Raw genomic sequence first — 18,669 nt, forward strand, 5'->3', positions numbered from 1 at the left:
ACAGTGAAGGAAAGTTTCCGACATGAATATGGTTGTTAAAATTCGTTCGTTGGTATTACCCGTCTTGATGTCATTGGGTTTCGTCTTTAGTAGTGCCTGCAACGCTGAGTCTGAGCAAACCCGTTTGCTCAAGCAACGCAATGCGGAGTTCAACAAAGAGATTATCAGGGTATCCGACCGAGTCTATACGGCAGTAGGCTATGGTGTGTCCCCGGTAAGCATGATTGTGGGCGCCAAAGGACTTATTATTGTCGACACGGGTATCAGCGTTGAAAGCGCGAAAGCGATTCGTGCGGACTTCCGCAAGATCGTCGATAAACCCGTAAAGGCGATTGTGTTTACTCATGGTCACCCGGATCATATCAAGGGTGGCGCGGCCTTTATGGATACACCGGATGTTCAAGTCTGGGCTCGCACGGATTTTGGCCATGAGCAACATTCCCTGGCAGAAGCAGGCATATCCATTCAAAAACGCCGGGGTGCCATGCAAGCGGGGTTTCTCCTGTCGGCCGAGCAACGCATCAATAACGGTATCGCAAAGGCCTATTGGCCCAAGCGTAAAGGCGGCGTTTTCGCGGTGGATAAAAGCATCGCCCCAAGCCACATATTCGATACAGATCGACAAACAATCACCATCGCCGGTATTGACCTGGAACTGGTTGCCGCCACCGGAGAAACCCACGATCAGCTCTACGTGTGGCTCCCCTCGGACCGTGTGGCATTTGCGGGAGACAATTTTTACAAATCATGGCCAAACCTCTACGCCATTCGCGGAACACCCTATCGGGATATTCGATCCTGGGCCAACGCGATTGACAGCGTGTTGCAAGAACAGCCCAACGCCGTAGTGGGTGGACATACGCGCCCTATCCTAGGTAAAAAGAGGGTGAAAGAAACACTGACCAATTTCAGAGACGCGATCCAATTTCTCTTTGACAAGACAGTCGAAGGCATCAATAAAGGACTGACACCCAATCAACTGGTCGAGTATGTGCAGCTGCCCAAAAAGTACCGGGATCTGGATTATCTGCGCCCCTATTACGGCAACCCACAGTGGGCCATTCGCGCCATCTTTGGTGGCTACCTGGGATGGTTCGACGGCAACGCCACCAGTCTGTTCCCCCTCAGCGACAAACAGGAAGCCGAGCGAATAGTCGCCTTGGCCGGAGGAATGGAAGCCACGGTAAAGCAAGTCGACAACGCCATGAGAACGGAAGATTACCAATGGGCCGCCCAACTGTGTGACCATATTCTGGCGATCACTCCAAACCATCAACAGGCCATGCTGTACAAGGCCGACGCTTTAACCGCACTTGCCGACAAGATCCTGACTGCAACCGCCAGAAACTACTACATCAGCAGTGCGATTCAGCTTCGAAAAAAGAGCCAGAAGATTAGTCTGAGTCAGGAACCTTAAGGCGGCAATCCATTATGTGGCGAGTACTTTTTTTGGCGCTGGGGCTGACGTCCTGCATATTTATTGAAGAAAAAACACCCTCACCGAACATTCTCCTGATTGTTGCCGATGATCTCGGCTTTTCGGACATTGGCGTGTTTGGCGGTGAAATTTCGACCCCTAATCTGGATCAGCTGGCCGCGAAGGGTATGGTATTGAGCAACTTTCACACCGGCCCGACGTGTTCTGTCAGTCGCTCGATGCTCATGAGCGGCCGAGACAACCACATTGCCGGGCTCGGCAATATGGCCGAAACTGTAGCGGATAATCAACTGGGCAAAGTCGGCTATGAAGGCTATCTCAATAACCAGGTGGATACCATTGCGGAAGTGCTCAAATCAGCTGGTTATCACACTTACATGGCTGGTAAGTGGCATTTGGGCATGCAGCCGGAACAATCGCCAAAGCACCGTGGTTTCGATCAGTCCTTTGCCCTGCTCTATGGCGGCGGCAGTCACTTTGCGGATATGGCGGGCGGAGATGCACACCGGAACCCCCTGCTCTATCGCAACAATGGTCGATTAGTACACCAGTTGCCCGAAGACTTTTATTCCACCACCTTTTACACAGACAAGTTAATCAGCCAAATCGACAGCAACGTGGACGATGGTAAACCCTTCTTTGCCTATTTGGCATATACCGCTCCCCACTGGCCTTTACAGGCCCCCAGAGAGGTCATCAACAAATACCGTGGACGCTACGATCAGGGCTACGACGCTACTCGTGAAGCCCGGTTTGAAAACCAGAAAAAGCTTGGCCTCTTCGATGCCACAACGTCCGCTCCCTTCCGGCCAGAGCAGGTCAAACCATGGCAGGATCTCTCAGCAGACGAGCAACGCTTTCATGCTCGCAATATGGAAGTTTATGCAGCGATGGTTGACTACATGGACAGCAGTATTGGTCGCATAATCCATTATCTGAGTGAGCAGGGCCGTCTGGATAATACCCTGGTGGTGTTTATCTCCGACAACGGTGCGGAGCACTGGAATTACAGTACGGCGCCACCACCGGTCGGACAGTTCGCTGCCCGCTTTAACAACTCGCCTGACAACATTGGCAACGAAGGTTCATTCGCCTTTTACGGGGCCGAGTGGGCACATGTGAGTAATACTCCTTATACCCGATATAAGGGCACGACCTATGAAGGGGGGATTCGCTCGCCGGCTATTGTGTACTGGCCGGGTAAAACGCCACAGGGAAAAATCAGCCCGGCGTTAACATTTATTACCGATTGGTATGCAACATTTTCGGTTTTGGGGAGTGCCGCAAGTCATCAAACAACCGGAAAGAATCTGGCTCCGCTATTGACGGGTTCTGCCGAGCGTGTACGGAAACCCGACGAATCAGTTGGGTTAGAGGTTTGGGGTCGACGCGGTATTTTGAGGGAATCCTACAAGCTGGTCAGCTCTCCCAATCATCCTCACGGTAAAACCGACTGGGAGTTATACAACTTGCGAAATGACCCGGCGGAGCGCCACAACCTCATTAAGCAGATGCCGGATGTATTTGCGGCAATGCAGCGCAGCTGGCAAGAATACGTAGCCAACAACAACGTTATTGTACCCGAGGGCCCCTTTAAGATTCGACCGCCCGGCGAGAAACCCGTCGAGTAGACGGTTTTTCAACAGAACCGCTGTCGTCATTTGCGCATACCGCTTCCCATCACTCTTTCCAGCTCGGGGAACTGCTGCAGAATGCGGAGTTCCCAGGGTGGATGCTCACCGTATTTCCTGCGCAGAAAATTCACGAAGATCCTCACTTTCATCGATACAAAAGATGAACGTCGATAGAACGCGGAAAACTGGGTGGTCCGTGCTCTCAGGTTAGGTGATAAGGGGATCAATTGACCCGACGCCAACTCTTTTTCAATAAAAAACACCGGCATAATCGCCACGTATTGGTGGCTCATAACAGCAGCACGCAACAGCCATATGGTATTGGTTAAAATATGTGGGTCCATGGTGACTGAACGAATGTCACTGTCGGAAATAAAGTCCACAGCGCAATTCGGCTGAACATGATTGTTGTGTGCAATACGGTGCGTTTTGAGTGCTTCCGCGGTAGTCGGTTCTCCATGCGCCTTGACGTAATCCGGGGTTGCCACCAACAGCCTCTGCAGCGGCAGTATGTCCACCTTTTCCAGAATACCGCCGGCTTCTCTGGAGGGCTGAAGGCAAACATCAAATCCTTCCTGGACGGGATCACAAAAGCGATCATGCTGCTGTAATTCTACCCGTAAATCGGGATGTTCCAATTGGAATTCACATAGATCCTCAGCCAGGAATGCCGAGGTCACAGAGGAGATACAACTCACGCGGAAGGTGCCGGTAAGCCCCCATTCCACCGAACTTACGGCCGCCTTCGCCTGGTCGAGCTCCGACAGAACGTGTACACATCGTTCGTAAAAATCGGCACCACCATCTGTGATGGTCAGACGCCGTGTGGATCGCTGCAGCAATTGGAGTTCAAGGTGTTCTTCCAGCTGGTTGACCCGTTTGGTAATAACAGATTTGACGGTGCCGGTTTGCCTTGCGGCTTCCGCAAAACTGCCCACCTCGACGACTTTAACGAAGGCCCTTATGCACTCCAGTTCATTCATTGATTTGATCCCGATTGAGCGGGTTTTACGAACAAGCGGCGGCGCTTTCTGACCAATTGTAGCTCAACTCGGAGCTAATGGCAGCACAGATTGCCATGAAGTTCCGGTGATTCCCTATGATTTTCGTAACCAGAATTCGTCCAATGAATCGATGACCCAACGCACCACAGGTCCCCCTGAGATTTCCTCATGACAAAACACACCCAGGGTGAGTTGATAATCACTGGATTCCGACTCCAGTTCCAGTTTCTTCAGATCCCCACGCTTCAGTTCTTCCTCTGTGACGTGTTCAGGCAGTATGCCCCAACCGAGACCGGCGCGAATCGCAATGAGCAGGGCATTCATATCGCCAATATGCCATACCCTGGAACTGACCTTGGCGGGATCGTCAAAGTCGTGCGCATCTCCATCGGCAGGGGAAAGCAATAGCTGGCGGTAATCGCCAAGTTCACTCAGTGTGATCAAATGATCGATGGTGGCAAGAGGATGATCTTGCCTAACGACCGCGCTGACTGGGACCCGAAGAATATTTTTGACGAACCAAGCCTCGGGTTGACGGGAAAACACCTCCAGACCAAAGCCTATGGCTTTGGCTTCCGCAGCTACCCTCTGCTTCAGCTCAGCGGAACTGCAGATCGATAGATTCAGTGTGGTATGGGGGAAGTTTCGCTCAAATGCCACCAGGAATTCCGTCAGCGGCTGCAAGGGTACCGTGGTGTCCAATAACAGTGTCACTTCGGGCTCAATACTGGCCTCCAGACTTCGAGCTTTCGACTGCAGCTCAAGTGATCGGAACATCACAGCCTTGGCATCGATTAATAAAGCCTGCCCATGTTGAGTCAATACCGGCTTGCTGGAGGAACGATCAAACAGAGAAATCCCCAGATCGATCTCCAGGTTAGATATGGCCAGGCTAATGGCCGAAGGTGACTTTTTCATTTGCTTCGCCGCCGCTGAAAACGAGCCACACTCAGCGGAATGGACAAAGGCCTCCAGTTGTTCAAAAGAGATGCTCATTGCAGCAACCCACCCCCCTTACAGTTTATCTTGAATCTCGACTAATAACTTATGAGAAAAACTCAAAGCAGCTCATTGTACCTCTTAAACCCCGCGCTTGTATGATTTCTTGATCCTGTTAAACCAGGCAACAGCAAAGGAGAGTCTTAGGCCATGTTTGTGACCCAAAACTGGTATTGTGCCGCCGTCAGCTCGGAACTGGGCGATAAGCCACTGAGCCGCAAGATCATCAATGAAGACATCGCGCTATTTCGTGATGAGGAAGGAAAGGCCCACGCCCTGGGAGCCAGGTGTGCCCACCGGGGCGGTGATTTGTCCAAGGGCAAATGTGTTAACAGCACCCTGGAATGCCCCTGGCATGGGTGGCGCTATGACAAAAGTGGGCACTGCACACACATACCGTCAATGGGCAACGAAGGCAGAGTGCCCCGTATGGCTAAAGTCCCGAGCTATCCTGTTCACGAGCAACAGGGGTTTATCTATGTCTGGATGAATGCCGAGGTGAAACCCGACTGGCGACCCGAGCCGCGCCCCTTTCTTGATGCCCCCTATCAAGTTCGATTTGGCAGTCGACATCAGAAGGGGATTTTCGTTCACACCCTGGAAACCGCTCTCGAAGACAGCCATGTGGCCTTTGCTCACAGTGCGAGTATTGGCAGGGATATAGAATGTGCCCAACTCCCGCCGATCACCAATATCACCAAGAGCGATGACGGTCGCACTGTTACGGGAGAATTGATTTGGCCTGAAGGCTCCAAGACTGCAGCGACGCCTTTCAAGCGATGGCTCGGCAAGCTGTTGGTGGGCAGTGAACGGGACGGCAATGCCAGTGACAAACGCTACTGGGTGGACATATCCGGTCTCACCGTGCATGAGTACCCAAAGGAGGGTGGGTATCGCTACTATGTCTTCGCCTACACGACACCAGTGGATGAATTCCATAATCGATTCTTTGTCGGCCTGGCGGACAGCGACCCAAACCGGGGCTTGATCAACCGCTGGCTTTCCAAACTTCTTATGTCTTCCGTCTTTAAACACTTTGTATTTCACGAAGATGAGGACATGATCAGCTCAGCGTTATCTGATCAATATCCAGGTGGTCATCCCAAAGCCCTGTTCGTCAAAGCCGATGCCATGGGTATGGCGTATCGCCGCATGTACACAGCTGCTTTGTATGCCGAAGGCAAAGAGCCCGCCTGGCCTCCCGTTGGTCCGAGGCCGGGCCCCGTCACACAACCTGAGAAAGAGGTGGAGAAAGCCGTTTGATCGCTTACAATAGTTAATATTTTATTGGCTTTAACCTCACTGAAAAGGGGCGAGGCGACACGGGTAATGACTCCTCTGGCGGATATCGATATCAAAGTGCTGCACGTGTTCTGCGTCATCGTCGAGAGCGGTGGCTTTGGCGCAGCACAGGTTAAGCTCAACATCAGCCAGTCGATGATCAGTAAGCAAATCTCTCACCTGGAGACCCGGTTGGGCATGAGATTGTGCAACCGCGGTCGCCGCGGGTTTTCTCTCACCGACAATGGCAAAATCGTCTACACCGCCGCCAAGAAGCTGTTCGACTCCATGGAGGACTTTCGCACAGAGGTTTCCGCCCAGGCCGGTCAACTGGTGGGGGAGATTCGCATAGGAATCAACGATAACAGCGCATCAAATCCCAACAATCACCTGCCGGAGACCATTGCCGCATTAAAGTCTCGCGCCAACGAAGTGCGGCTGGATATTCGCTCAGGTTCGAACATTGATCTGGAAAGCTGGCTGATAGAAGGCAGTATCCATCTGGCAATCGGTTACTTTTATCACCGTTTGCCCAGCATCGAATATCAACCGCTGTTTGACGAAGTCGGATCACTATACTGCGGACACAGACATCCGCTGTTCAATGTGGATGATGAGTCGGAGATCAGAACCATGTTGGCCACTGCCGATTTTGTGGGGCTGCATGCTCTACAGGGTGACGTAAAAGATATGGGTATCACTCTGAATCAGACCAATATCACTGAAGATGTAGATGCGCATCTGCTGTTTGTTCTGTCGGGCAACTATGTCGCCTACCTTCCTCATCATATTGCCTTGCCGTTGGTCGAAAAAGGGTTGGTTAGACCCCTGTTACCGGAGGTTACCCAGCAGGTAGCTGTGTTTCAGTTGGCGACACTGCGTGGTAAGGAAATGCCCAATATCGCCAACGTCTTTATCGACGAACTTTGGGCAAACCACAGCAGCTATCGGTGATTGAAAGATTAGGGTTTTCAGGAGAATTTATGGGCTGTTTTGGTACAGGCTTTGGCGGCAAAGTGCCATAACCGGCCATTGGTTGGTGTTCTGTTCGTGCGTTAGATGGATCGTGGCGGGCCGCTTCGAAGGGAGCCGTTTTCTTTTATAGTTCGGGAGCGGTCCGCTTCGGGGTATAGCCATCTGGGACACGCATAAATACATCCCTGTAGCTCTGCTTCGCCATCCATGGCGAAGACGGTCCCATATGGCTATACCCCGAAGCGGCCCTTTTTATCGACAATTGGTTTCTTAATTAGACCTCTGTGCTCCCTTCGAAACGACCCTTAGTTTCAAGCTTTGTTGCCTTTTCCCCCTTAAAAAATGGTTTTTGATAAGAGTTCGATTTCATATAGAAACATTAACAATCAGTGCGATGAAGTTGGGGTACCTCGGTCTAAAGGGTGGCTGGGTGTTCGTTTGAGGAGCATTTAAGCGGACGCTGAAGGAGTCAGGGAGACAAGCGTTTTTTGCTTGGCTCCCTGGGGACTGAAGGGAGGCTGGAGGGCCGGCCGCGCGCTCCTCAAACGGACACCCAGCCGCCCGTTGTGGCACAGAATCACCAGCCCGTTTCGCCCTTTAATACACAGAAAATGCCGCTCAGAACACCCAAAACCAACGGCAGCTTATGACACTTTTCTGTCTATCCAATCCCACCTAACACTTATTCGTAAATAATGCTCAAATAGAAAAGCTCGATCTTCGATATGAGTGGCTCGACTATCAATAAGTTGGCCATCTTTCGGGGCAAATTATACCCACGAATTCTTCGGTGGAACCAAAGATTATTGAAGCACTGCGCGACTGATCAGTTCTTTCATGATTTCAGACGTACCACCGTATATGCGCTGAACGCGGGCATCCACAAACGCGCGAGCCACATCGTATTCCCGCATATAGCCATAACCGCCGTGCAATTGCAGGCAACCGTCGGCAACCCGCCCGAGCATTTCTGACCCCGAAAGCTTGGCCATACTGGCGGTGGCCACATCCAGTTGGCCTGCCAGCAACAGAGTCTTGCACTCCTCAACGAAGGCACGATGAATACGAACCTCGGTAGCCATCTCCGCCATCTTGAACTTGGTGTTCTGCAGCTCGGCCAATGTTTTTCCAAACACCTCGCGCTCCTTGACGTAGGTGGCCGTTTGATCGAGTATCCCTTCGGCTGAAGCAACGGTGTTCACACCGATAATCAAACGTTCCCGTTGCAACTCTCCCATTAACACGGAAAACCCCCGGTCCAGTTCACCCAGAATGGCATTGGCAGAAACACAAACGTCGTGAAAGAACAGCTCTGAAGTATCGCTGCTGTGCTGGCCAATTTTCTCCAGATTACGCCCGCGCTCGAACCCCGGCGTGTCGGTATCGACCAGAAACAGCGTCGTACTCCTAGACCCCGGCTCACCGTTGCGAGTGCGCGCCACAACAATCACCAGATCACAGTGCTGACCATTGGTGATAAACGTCTTTGAACCGTTCAACCGATAGTGGTCATCCTCCGCCTGAGCCCGCATGCGAATCCCCTGCAGGTCGCTGCCCGCTCCGGGTTCCGTCATGGCTATCGCCCCGATGCATTCCCCGCTGATCATCCGCGGCAGGTAGTCGCGTTTTTGTTTTTCGGAGCCGTGATTGAGAATGTAGTGCATCACAATTTCCGAATGCACGGCGATATTGCCGCCCACCGTCGCGCAATTGGCTCGGTGAAACTCCTCCAATACGGCGGCGGAAAATCGAAAGTCCGCTCCTGCCCCTCCGTATTCCTCCGGCAAACAGATGCCCAGCAACCCCTGTTGTCCCAGCTTGTGCCATAGGGAGCGAGGAGTGATTTCTTCACGTTCCCATTGTTCTATGTTGGGTTTGATTTCTGTTTCGATAAAGCGTTTAACGTTGTCTCGAAAAAGATCGAGCTCTTCTTGGTTGGATTGCGACATCTGACGTGACCTCAATATAAAAAACGACCCGCTACGGCGGGTCAAAACGTCTGCGGACGGACAAACTATTTGCGATACATGGTGACAACCGCTGCACCACCCAGACCCAGATTGTGCTGCAAACCGACGTGGGCCCCCTGCACCTGCCTTTGCCTGGCGTTGCCACGTAACTGAGTCACCAATTCGTAGCATTGGGCCAACCCGGTGGCACCGATAGGATGTCCCTTCGACATCAGCCCACCCGAGGGATTGACCACGAATTTGCCACCATGGGTATTGTCGCCATCGGTTATCAGCCGCTCAGCACCGCCGGATTCACAAAGCCCCAAGCCCTCATAGGTAATCACCTCATTAACACTGAAGCAATCGTGCAGTTCGATAACGTCGACATCCTCGACACCGATACCCGACTGTTCATAAACCTGGGTAGCTGCCTGACGGGTCATGTCACTACCTACCAGGTTAATGGGATTGTCCCAGGTCTCGGGGGTATCGGTGGTCATTGCCTGGCCGACAATTTCCACCGCGTGGGAGATATTGTGGCGTTTCGCAAACGCCTCGCTGCATACGATGGCCGCGCCGGCACCGCAGGTCGGCGGGCAACACATAAGACGAGTCAGGAAATCCATATACACGGCCGGTGAGGAGAGCACCTCCTCTTCCGTTAATGGGGTGTGAAACAGAGATTTCGGGTTAACCAGTGCATGATTACGGGTCTTTACCGATACCTTGGCAAAGAGATCCGGCTTTACATCGTATTTCTTCATGTAGTAGTCACCCGCCGCGCCAAAACAGCGCAGCGCTACGGGAGCCGGTGGATAATCCAACTTGTCCAGTACACCCAAAAAATTGCCGAAAGGAGATTCCCGGTCGTCCCACAGCGAATCCAGAGCACCTGGTTGCATCTCTTCGAATCCAAACGCCAGAACACAATCAACCGAACCGCTGGCAACCGCCTGGCGTGCCATAAAGATAGCCGTAGAACCCGATGAGCAGTTGTTGTGCACGTTTATCACCGGAATACCTGACATGCCGACATCATAAAGCGCGTGTTGCGAACAGGTAGAGTCACCGTATATGTAACTGCCGTAGGCCTGCTGTACCTGCGTGTACTCGACACCGGCATCTGCCAGTGCGCCTCTGATGGCGGTTGCCGCCATGGTTCGGTAGGGTTGCTGCTGTCCGGGTTTCACAAACTTAACCATGTCAACGCCGGCTATGTATACATTACTCACAGTGCGATTCCTCTCGATTATGCATCTACTTTTGTGTTTGAAAAAAACGCGTTGATCAGCTCAGCCGCTTGCTCTGTTTTCAACAACAATTCCAGTCCCCGAGTCTCAATATGCAACGCTTCTTCAAAATCTGTCGATACCGCGCTGATTGCACAATTCAGGATTTGTTCGGCTGCTGTGGAGGTCGCTGGATTCGGATCGATCCATTCCACTCTGCAGGCCGCTATGAGGTGTCTGATCGACGAATCCCCGAGCGCGGCGGTCTGGTCCTGAATCCCGTCGTTGTGAATCCCGGGGCTATCCCAGGGCTGACGGATATCGAACTCCGCACCACTTCTTTTCAAAATGTGTTGTTTGGCCTGGGGAATCAACGCGTCCTTAGTCGGGACAAGTTCATCAATCAAACCCTGCGCCCTGGCCTGCGTCGGCTTTACCTTACGTCCGCCCAGCAGATAGGGAATCGCTGCTTGGAGCCCCAGCAGCCGCACCAAACGGACAACACCACCACCCGCAGGCAACAGCCCCAACGCGACTTCCGGCAACCCAATCCGATAGGTGTCGCTGTCTACCGCTATGCGGTGATTGCAACTCAGGCACAGCTCATAACCGCCGCCCAAAGCGGTTCCGTTAATCGCGGCGACAACCGGTACGGGCAGACGCTCCAATCGTCGAAAGTCGGTTTTGATTTGCTTCACGTTTGCTAGAAACGCTTTCGAGTCACCACCGCAAGCCGCCAATACCTCATTGAGATCCGCGCCGGCCAGAAACACTTTTTTGGCCGAGGTCAGCACCACACCTCTCAGTCCGGTTTCGCTTTCCAGGCAAGCAACTGCGTGTGACAAGGCCTGTCGGAATTCGGAATTCATTGCATTCACAGGACCTTCCATGTCCATCGTGAGTGTGACTATGCCATCGGCATCCTTCTGGTATTGAAATTTTTGCATGTTGTTTTGTTCGCTCTCTCTATGATGTCAGTTATTTACACTGATATCTCTCTCAGACGGAGGATTCTTACTTAAGCATAAGCTCAGTGCTTTAACTCACCGTAGCAGCCCGCTCCGAGGGCGTCTGGTCTGGGCTGAATTATCGGGTACTGCGACCGGTCGCCCTCAGAGCGGGCTGCTACAGAGAATGGTTTCGAATTGGCATGGGTAAGTGTCATTACCCTCTTAAATAAGCTTCCCTCAAACCCTTCTTGTAGAGTTTGCCGTTATCAAACCGGGGAAGCTCTTCAACAAAATCGAAACTTCGAGGACATTTCACGTTGGACAAATGCTGTCGGCAGAATCCGGCCAACTCTTCGGCCAGGGTCTCTTCCGTCAAAGCGTCATCAGAGTGATAGCGTTGCACAACCGCTTTGACGCTTTCGCCGAATTCGGTGTCCGGCAAACCGAAAACCGCAACGTCGGCGACGCGCTCGTGGGTGATCAATAGGTTCTCAATTTCCTGCGGGTAGATATTGACACCCCCGGAGATAATCATAAAATCCGCCCGGTCGGTCAGGTAGAGATAGCCCTCTTCGTCCACGTACCCCATATCGCCAACTGTCGCGTACCCTTGCGCGCTATAAGCAACCGTCGACTTTTCATCGCAGTTAAAGTATTCGAACGGGGGGTTGTCGCTGGAGAAATAAACCCGACCGATTTCGCCGGTGGGAAGCTCATTGTCTGTTTCGTCCAATATGTGAAGCATACAGCCCACGGGAAAACCCACCGATCCTCTGTGGGCCAGCCACTGTTGGGTATTGAGCATAGTCGCGCCGATCGCCTCGGTGGAGGAATAGAACTCCACGATGACTTCACCCCACCAATCGATCATCTGCTGTTTGATATCAACCGGGCAAGGGGCCGCCGAGTGTATCGCCATGCGCAGGGTATCCATGCGGTATTTGTCTTTAACGGCGGAGTCCAGCTTGAGCATTCTGACGAACATGATCGGCACCCACTGACCATGAGTCACTTTGTGCTGATCGATGAGCGCCAGGCATTGTTCGGCGTCGAACTTCTCCATAATAATACTGGTACCGCCGGCAGCCACGACCATCATATTGTTGGCAAGAGGAGACGCGTGGTACAGAGGAGCCGGAGAAAGGTAGACGGTTTGCTGGTTGTATTGAAACGCGGCCGTCATGGCCGACCAGAGCGGGTTCATTTCGGTAATGGGCACGCCGGCCTCGAATTGCGGCAGTATGCCCTTGGGTCTGCCGGTGGTACCGGACGAATACAGCATGGGGAGCCCCCGTGCCTCATCGGCGATAGGCGCTGTTGGAAATCCCTGCCGAGACTGTTCCCAAGAGACGAAGCCATCCCCTTCACTGCCGACCATATAGAAATGTTCGACTGACGGCAGCATCGGTTTTACGGACGTGCTCACCTCGCGCAATTTTTGCGATCCGATAAAAATCCGGGCCTGGCAATTGTCGGCTATATAGGCCACCTCCTCCCGCTTAAGGTGAGTACTGATGGTCGTGAATATGACGCCGGCCCGCTGACAGGCCCAGACAATGACCATAAATTGCAGGCTGTTTTCCACAAACAGTGCCAGGTGATCTCCGCTCTCTATGCCCAGCGAGCGCAACAGATGTGCCGCCTGGTTTGATTGTTGGTCCAATTCAGCGTAAGTGAGTGCCTCACGGCTGGACGCCATGATGTACGCCGGTTTATCAGGGAAAGCCTGAGCATGAAGGTAGGGATGCATTACAGATAACCTGTCGTTGGAGCTGAGAAATACTAGAAATATTCCGCTCCATTAGGCCGTAACTCTGTATTAAAAAACATATCCCTGCAGGGAGATATACAGAAAAATTCAGGCCCTATATTGTGAGGTTTGGCATCTCTCGAAAACGAGACAATGAATTTTCGGAAACTTATCGGATATACACTCCTGGTCATCTCCTTTCTTGCACTGATCTTGCTGCCGGCGATTCCGTTTTTATCGCTGGGCACGTCGTCAAGCATTGCACTGGCAACAGGGCTGACCATTGTTGCGGAAGCCTGCTGGTGGCTCGCCGTCCCCCTGTTGGGGAAGGATTTTCTGCAATGGGGCAAACGGTTTTGGGGCAAGCTGACCCGAAAGCCAAGCGATAGCATGGCACAAACGAACAGGCTTTCAGCCCCACACCAACAGTCATTTGACGATCACATTCATCCGACCGACAAAGGAGTCGACTATGGCGGGAAAAATCCCTCAAGAAAGATTAAACAGGTACCTTGCACTCGACAAGGAAGATTCACTCGGTAGCCTGGGCGGCTCCCCTGAGGTGGCTGAGTTTATGGCTCGCGCCTATATGGAAGGGATGGACTTTGCACTCCCCACCTACCGACCGACGAACAGTTTTTTTGGCGCGCCCCATACCAAAGACCTGAGCGGTGTCGATATTGCCTGCGTGGGTATTCCCATGGATATGACACTGCCAAACAAACTCGGCTCCAATGAGGGGCCCAATGCCATACGGGACCGTTCGTTTCGCGTCGGCCCCATTCATAGCCCTACCAACCAGATTCCATTCGAAATGTGCAATATCGTCGACTTTGGTGATATCGGTTATGGCTTGCCGGAAGTATCCGCCAAGTCCTGGATGGTGGGCATTGAAGAAGCTTACCGAAAGTTTGCCGATGCGGGCATTGCCACCCTTTCTTTTGGTGGCGAGCACACCATTACCTACCCGATTCTGAAAGCATTGGGACAACATGAGCCCCTGGCTGTTATTCATATTGACGCCCACGGCGATACCGCTGGTTCCAATCCGGAGTTGGAAGGCACCATGCAGGCCGAGGAATACAATGACACCGTGGTTTTCCGACGCGCCGTGCTCGATGGGGCCATCGATCCGGAAAATACCATTCAGATCGGCATTCGCGGCGCCTACGAATTCGCCTGGGAGTTCTCCCACAACACCGGCATGCGCGTGATCAATATGGTGGAGTTCGAAGAGATGGGCGTGGACAAGGTTCTGGCCGAAGCGCGGCGGGTTGTCGGTAACCGTCCGGTCTATGTCACTGTCGACCTGGATGGTATTGACCCGGCGGATATGCCCGGTGTTGCCTTCCCCGAAGCCGGGGGCATTACCTTTCGGGAAATCTCTCGCTTCCTGCGCGGTTTGCGTGGTTTGAATATCGTGGGAGCGGACATTGCAGAGCTCAATCCGAGTCTTGATCCGCAGGGGACCTCTGTGGTCAATGCGTCGGCGATCGCATTTGAGTTGTTGACATTATTGGCGGAGTCTCAGGTTAAACGCCGGGGTACCAGAAACAAAACTCACTGGAATAAGTAAGGGAGATTCCAAAAATCTTCAAAAAAGGGCTTCTGATAACAGAAGCCCTTTTTGGTTCTGGTAATTTACAGAACTATTACCACAAGTCACAAGGGAAAAACTGCTGTTTCCACGCGGCCATATCCGTATCAACTTCTGCGACCACAATGGGGTCCAGGGGATTGGTTTGAGCCACCAACGCCGCCGTTGGATTGATGATACTGGCGCGGCCTTCAAACTGGGCGCCACCTTTTGGGTCCACCAACTGCTCCATCGAAATGCCCCGGTTGGAAGTGGCAACATAACAACCGGACACATTGGCCGCCATATGCATACCGGAACGGAACAACTCCACAGCCTGGGGCGGGGTTGCGCGGGGGCAAACAATCAGGTTGGCACCCTGACGTCCGTATTCCCTGGCGTGTTCCGGGAACATAATGTCAGTGCAGATCATAAAACCGATTCTAAGTCCCGCCACTTCGGTAACTTCAAAATGTTTTTGACCTTGCTCGGTCCAGGTCTGTTCATAGAAGCCATCGCTCTGCGGAATGTGCTGCTTGGTGTGTGGGCAAGAGACCACTCCACCCTCACGGGTCCAGACAAAAGCTTCATTGACGCGTTTGCCGTTTTCATTGACAGCGCGGGAACCCACTACGGCGGGGGCACCCAATTCGGCCAGCGCTTCGATACAGCGCCGGTGAGCTTTGACCGATTCATCCCAGGCCTTCTGGCTGAAATCATCGGAAGCGGCAAGCCAGGGACCGAAAGGCAATTCACCCAGCACCAACAGTTCCGGCTGCAGCCTTTGCACCGACTGGGCCAGTGCCTGCCAGGCCGGAGTATCCACATCCAATTCAGGATGATTTTCGGTAACGGCGATTCTAATACGGGGCATGGTTATCTCCTAGGTTGTAAGAGTATCAGAGGTTTTCGGATTTGAGTTGTTTCAGCGAGTCACGGATACGATCAAGTGCATCGTTAACCTCTTTTTCGGTATGGCCGGCAGAGGTGTAGAATCTTGTCCAGGTAAATACGCCATTTTCCAACATCAGCTCAACGAAGCGAGCGGCTTTCGTCATACCGTTTCCCCAACCATCCAGACTGTCGGCGTAGTTGATGGTTTTTTCTTTGGGGTGAAAGAAGTAATTCCAGCAGGCAGGAAAACCCTGAATCCTCAGGTCATCCATTCCCAACTCCTGAGCGATATCAAGCACTCCCTCGCGAAGCAGGTTGCCGTGCTTTTCAATGGATTGATAAATCGCACCGTTGTCTCTTTCCAGTTCTTCAATAGTGGCGATAACTGCCGCCATACCCTGCGCGTATCCGTTATAGGTGCCTGCAATCAGTACGTCGTTGTCCACCAGCTTTTGCATGATATTCTGCTTGCCACAAACCACCGCCACGGGAATTCCACCTGCAACACCTTTCGCGAGGGTGCACATATCGGGAATAACGCCAAAGCGCTGTTGTGCCCCGCCAATGTCCATACGGAATCCGGTAACGATTTCATCGAAGATCAGAACGATACCGTATTTGTCACACAGTTTTCGCACGCCCTCCAAGTAACCCTGTTCGGGCAGACAGCCGAACCAATTGGTCATGGAGGGTTCCATCATTATCGCGGCGATTTCATCACCATAACCTGCCAGTAGTTCCTCCAGTGCCGGGAGATCATTCCATTGGACACGGTATTTCCCTTCCAATGCGTGGGTTTTTCGACCCTCTGTATTGGTAAACATGGAATCTACATCGCCTTCGATTTGACCGGCGCAGGCAATGGGATTTGATGGGTCTTTAACAATGCCTCCCACGAACTCATCAGTCGAGCCGTGATAATGCCCCAAGAAGTGAACAAACTTATCTCGTCCCGTATAGGCCCTGGCAATACGAAGGGCATTCGCATTGGCTTCGGTGCCCGTTACGCAAAATCTCACTTGGTCAGCACAGGGAACATGTTCAACAATCTTCTCGGCTGCCAAGACCTGAACTTCGCTGGTCATGGCATTAAAAAGTTCGCGATTTTGGCTTTCAATGGCGTGGGTTAAATGCCGGTTTTCATAACCAAGTATTGCCGGCCCCGAACCCAGGTTATAGTCAATAAATTCCTGGCCTTCAACGGTTCTCAACCTCACTCCGTTAGCACTTTTAAAATACACGGGTGCCAGAGCACCTTTTCGATAATTACTCTGAATACCGCCAGGTATAACCCTTTTTGCTCTATCTAAAAAAGATTCGCTATTCACTTTATACTCCGGTTTTATCGTGACTTGGTTTTCCTTTTGTAAATTATATTGCCCCGATCAAACCCCGGACTTATTACGATGCGTCAAGCTTTTATGGTTTCGCGTCAAAATGCAGAAATCTGAAGATATGCGACAGGCGGTGTCTTTTTCAGGAGTTTTTCAATTGTTATTATCAACTCATCGCTTCCGCAACACCGTAAACCTGAACAACGATCACATCGGAAATCCAAATATGAATGAACAGAATATTGTTTACCCCTATATACCCAATTCGGTACCTGCAGTAAAAAAGGAAATGTTGGAGACCATCGGAGTCAGCAGCGTAGAGGCGTTATTCGAAGACATTCCCCAACATTTACGCATCAAAGGCAAGATGGATCTTCCGGAACCGATTCATGATGAATACAGCCTCATGCGTCATGTGAAAAACCTGTTGAGCAAGAACAGCAATACGTCAGAGAATCTGAATTTTCTTGGCGCCGGCTGTTACGAGCATGCTGTTCCCGCCGTCTGTGATGAGATCAACGGTCGAGCGGAGTTTCTGACCGCTTACGCCGGTCAGACCTACTCCGATCACGGCAAGTTTCAGGCGATGTTCGAGTTCAATTCGCTGATGACCGAACTGCTGGACATGGATTTTCTGGCGCTGCCACAGTACGATGGTCCCGCCGCGGCCGCCAGCGCATTGCGGATGGCGGCAAGATTAACCGGTCGTCGAGAAGTGCTGCTGCCCCGTTCGATCAATCCCGAAACCCTGTCACTGATAAAGAACTATGTCCATTCGGTCACCGACCCCATCAACGTGGTTTTGGTTAACATCGACGGCGAGTCCGGCACATTGGACATGGAAGATCTGAAATCAAAAGTCTCGGATAATACGGCGGCCATTTATATTGAAAACCCCGGTTATCTGGGAACCTTTGAACCCAAGGCAGAAGAAATTGGCAATATTGCCAAAGATAAGGGCGCGGAATACGTTGTGTATTGCGATCCTATTTCTTTGGGCATCGTCGCCCCGCCTTCTCACTATGGTGCCACCATAGCCTGTGGCGACCTGCAGGCACTTGGCATGCACATGACTTGTGGCGGAGCTCAAGCCGGATTTATCGCCGGCGGTGATGCCGAACGCGCCGCACAACTCAAGGATGTCATGATCGGCATTGCCGACACTCAAAAGCAAGGGGAATACGGTTTTGCCATGGCAGGGGTTTTTAATACTTCCTATTTCGCCAGAGAAGATTGTGATGAATATACAGGGTCCGGGACCGCACTGTGGTGTATTACCGCAGGAGTCTATCTGGCATTGATGGGTCCCAAAGGCATGGAGGAAGTCGGGCAGAGCATTGTTCAGAAAGCCCGTTACGCCGCCGACCGAATTTCAGAGCTCGAAGGTGTGACCGTGACTTTCAATTCACCTTTCTTTAAGGAATTCGTGGTGAACTTTGACGGAACGGGAAAATCCGTGGAAGACATCAACCAAGCTCTGCTGGGACAAAACATATTTGGCGGGAAAGATCTCTCTGCAGAGTTACCCGAACTTGGGCAGAGTGCACTCTATTGCGTGACAGAAACCAAAACTCAGCAAGACATTGACGTTCTGATTGACGCGCTTAAGGCTGTGACCCAATAAGGGCATTGCGCAAACGATATAGTAGTCCG

15 protein-coding genes are annotated in these 18,669 nt (G+C 52.1%); 7 read left to right on the plus strand and 8 right to left on the minus strand.

Annotated features, from left to right (window positions below; all coding sequences use genetic code 11):
- The first annotated feature begins 22 nt into the window (after positions 1-22).
- Complete coding sequence (locus HBA55_RS02995; RefSeq protein ID WP_206019492.1) at positions 23-1,417, plus strand: alkyl/aryl-sulfatase; 1,395 nt, start codon at positions 23-25, stop codon at positions 1,415-1,417.
- Between the two features lie 14 nt (positions 1,418-1,431).
- Complete coding sequence (locus tag HBA55_RS03000; RefSeq protein WP_166986842.1) at positions 1,432-3,069, plus strand: arylsulfatase; 1,638 nt, start codon at positions 1,432-1,434, stop codon at positions 3,067-3,069.
- A gap of 26 nt (positions 3,070-3,095) precedes the next feature.
- On the opposite strand, the gene HBA55_RS03005 is transcribed toward HBA55_RS03000, so the two are convergent.
- Both HBA55_RS03005 and HBA55_RS03010 read right to left on the minus strand, forming a co-directional pair.
- Positions 3,096-4,055: a LysR family transcriptional regulator gene (locus tag HBA55_RS03005; RefSeq protein WP_166986845.1), complete on the minus strand. Its 960-nt coding sequence runs from the start codon at positions 4,053-4,055 to the stop codon at positions 3,096-3,098.
- A gap of 114 nt (positions 4,056-4,169) precedes the next feature.
- Positions 4,170-5,072 carry a LysR family transcriptional regulator gene (locus HBA55_RS03010; RefSeq protein ID WP_166986848.1) on the minus strand — a complete coding sequence of 301 codons (903 nt, stop codon included), beginning with the start codon at positions 5,070-5,072 and terminating at the stop codon, positions 4,170-4,172.
- A 153-nt stretch (positions 5,073-5,225) separates the two neighbouring features.
- Between HBA55_RS03010 and HBA55_RS03015 the strand changes: the two genes are divergently transcribed.
- Positions 5,226-6,338, plus strand: a complete 1,113-nt coding sequence (locus HBA55_RS03015; RefSeq protein ID WP_166986851.1) for an aromatic ring-hydroxylating dioxygenase subunit alpha — start codon at positions 5,226-5,228, stop codon at positions 6,336-6,338.
- 66 nt (positions 6,339-6,404) lie between these two features.
- Positions 6,405-7,310 carry a LysR family transcriptional regulator gene (locus HBA55_RS03020; RefSeq protein ID WP_166986854.1) on the plus strand — a complete coding sequence of 302 codons (906 nt, stop codon included), beginning with the start codon at positions 6,405-6,407 and terminating at the stop codon, positions 7,308-7,310.
- Positions 7,311-8,134: 824 nt separating this feature from the next.
- Here HBA55_RS03020 and HBA55_RS03025 read toward each other — a convergent pair.
- The 4 genes from HBA55_RS03025 to HBA55_RS03040 form a co-directional block, all read right to left on the minus strand.
- Positions 8,135-9,280: an acyl-CoA dehydrogenase family protein gene (locus HBA55_RS03025; protein ID WP_166986857.1), complete on the minus strand. Its 1,146-nt coding sequence runs from the start codon at positions 9,278-9,280 to the stop codon at positions 8,135-8,137.
- A gap of 65 nt (positions 9,281-9,345) precedes the next feature.
- Positions 9,346-10,515 carry a thiolase C-terminal domain-containing protein gene (locus tag HBA55_RS03030; protein ID WP_166986860.1) on the minus strand — a complete coding sequence of 390 codons (1,170 nt, stop codon included), beginning with the start codon at positions 10,513-10,515 and terminating at the stop codon, positions 9,346-9,348.
- Positions 10,516-10,532: 17 nt separating this feature from the next.
- Positions 10,533-11,459, minus strand: coding sequence for an enoyl-CoA hydratase/isomerase family protein (locus HBA55_RS03035; protein WP_166986862.1), 927 nt, complete (start codon positions 11,457-11,459; stop codon positions 10,533-10,535).
- 217 nt (positions 11,460-11,676) lie between these two features.
- Positions 11,677-13,212 (minus strand): acyl-CoA synthetase, encoded by a 1,536-nt coding sequence (locus tag HBA55_RS03040; protein ID WP_166986864.1) that lies wholly within the window; start codon positions 13,210-13,212, stop codon positions 11,677-11,679.
- 153 nt (positions 13,213-13,365) lie between these two features.
- Here HBA55_RS03040 and HBA55_RS38155 point away from each other — a divergent pair, with 153 nt between their 5' ends.
- Positions 13,366-13,755, plus strand: coding sequence for a transporter suffix domain-containing protein (locus HBA55_RS38155; RefSeq protein ID WP_166986867.1), 390 nt, complete (start codon positions 13,366-13,368; stop codon positions 13,753-13,755).
- Positions 13,685-14,788 (plus strand): arginase family protein, encoded by a 1,104-nt coding sequence (locus tag HBA55_RS03050; RefSeq protein WP_166986869.1) that lies wholly within the window; start codon positions 13,685-13,687, stop codon positions 14,786-14,788. The genes HBA55_RS38155 and HBA55_RS03050 overlap by 71 nt, the downstream gene beginning before the upstream one ends.
- Before the next feature lie 76 nt (positions 14,789-14,864).
- Here the strand turns inward: HBA55_RS03050 and HBA55_RS03055 are convergent, their stop codons facing one another.
- Together HBA55_RS03055 and HBA55_RS03060 are read right to left on the minus strand one after the other, a co-directional pair.
- On the minus strand, positions 14,865-15,662 hold the full coding sequence (locus HBA55_RS03055; protein ID WP_166986871.1) for a carbon-nitrogen hydrolase family protein: 798 nt from the start codon (positions 15,660-15,662) through the stop codon (positions 14,865-14,867).
- A gap of 25 nt (positions 15,663-15,687) precedes the next feature.
- Complete coding sequence (locus tag HBA55_RS03060; RefSeq protein ID WP_338109348.1) at positions 15,688-17,010, minus strand: aspartate aminotransferase family protein; 1,323 nt, start codon at positions 17,008-17,010, stop codon at positions 15,688-15,690.
- 232 nt (positions 17,011-17,242) lie between these two features.
- Here HBA55_RS03060 and gcvPA point away from each other — a divergent pair, with 232 nt between their 5' ends.
- The gene (gene gcvPA / locus HBA55_RS03065; protein ID WP_166986875.1) at positions 17,243-18,640 is read left to right on the plus strand and encodes an aminomethyl-transferring glycine dehydrogenase subunit GcvPA; all 1,398 of its coding nucleotides are present in this window, start codon (positions 17,243-17,245) and stop codon (positions 18,638-18,640) included.
- Positions 18,641-18,669 lie beyond the last annotated feature (29 nt).

The organism is Pseudomaricurvus alkylphenolicus, from assembly GCF_011683955.1.
GTDB classification, from domain to species: Bacteria; Pseudomonadota; Gammaproteobacteria; order Pseudomonadales; family Cellvibrionaceae; genus Pseudomaricurvus; species Pseudomaricurvus alkylphenolicus.

Coding starts and splice junctions, on each gene's coding strand:
- HBA55_RS02995 (WP_206019492.1), top strand. CDS start 23: ATGAATATGGTTGTTAAAATTCGTTCGTTGGTATTACCCGTCTTGATG.
- HBA55_RS03000 (WP_166986842.1), top strand. CDS start 1,432: ATGTGGCGAGTACTTTTTTTGGCGCTGGGGCTGACGTCCTGCATATTT.
- HBA55_RS03005 (WP_166986845.1), bottom strand. CDS start 4,055: ATGAATGAACTGGAGTGCATAAGGGCCTTCGTTAAAGTCGTCGAGGTG.
- HBA55_RS03010 (WP_166986848.1), bottom strand. CDS start 5,072: ATGAGCATCTCTTTTGAACAACTGGAGGCCTTTGTCCATTCCGCTGAG.
- HBA55_RS03015 (WP_166986851.1), top strand. CDS start 5,226: ATGTTTGTGACCCAAAACTGGTATTGTGCCGCCGTCAGCTCGGAACTG.
- HBA55_RS03020 (WP_166986854.1), top strand. CDS start 6,405: ATGACTCCTCTGGCGGATATCGATATCAAAGTGCTGCACGTGTTCTGC.
- HBA55_RS03025 (WP_166986857.1), bottom strand. CDS start 9,280: ATGTCGCAATCCAACCAAGAAGAGCTCGATCTTTTTCGAGACAACGTT.
- HBA55_RS03035 (WP_166986862.1), bottom strand. CDS start 11,459: ATGCAAAAATTTCAATACCAGAAGGATGCCGATGGCATAGTCACACTC.
- HBA55_RS03040 (WP_166986864.1), bottom strand. CDS start 13,212: ATGCATCCCTACCTTCATGCTCAGGCTTTCCCTGATAAACCGGCGTAC.
- HBA55_RS38155 (WP_166986867.1), top strand. CDS start 13,366: ATGAATTTTCGGAAACTTATCGGATATACACTCCTGGTCATCTCCTTT.
- HBA55_RS03050 (WP_166986869.1), top strand. CDS start 13,685: ATGGCGGGAAAAATCCCTCAAGAAAGATTAAACAGGTACCTTGCACTC.
- HBA55_RS03055 (WP_166986871.1), bottom strand. CDS start 15,662: ATGCCCCGTATTAGAATCGCCGTTACCGAAAATCATCCTGAATTGGAT.
- gcvPA (WP_166986875.1), top strand. CDS start 17,243: ATGAATGAACAGAATATTGTTTACCCCTATATACCCAATTCGGTACCT.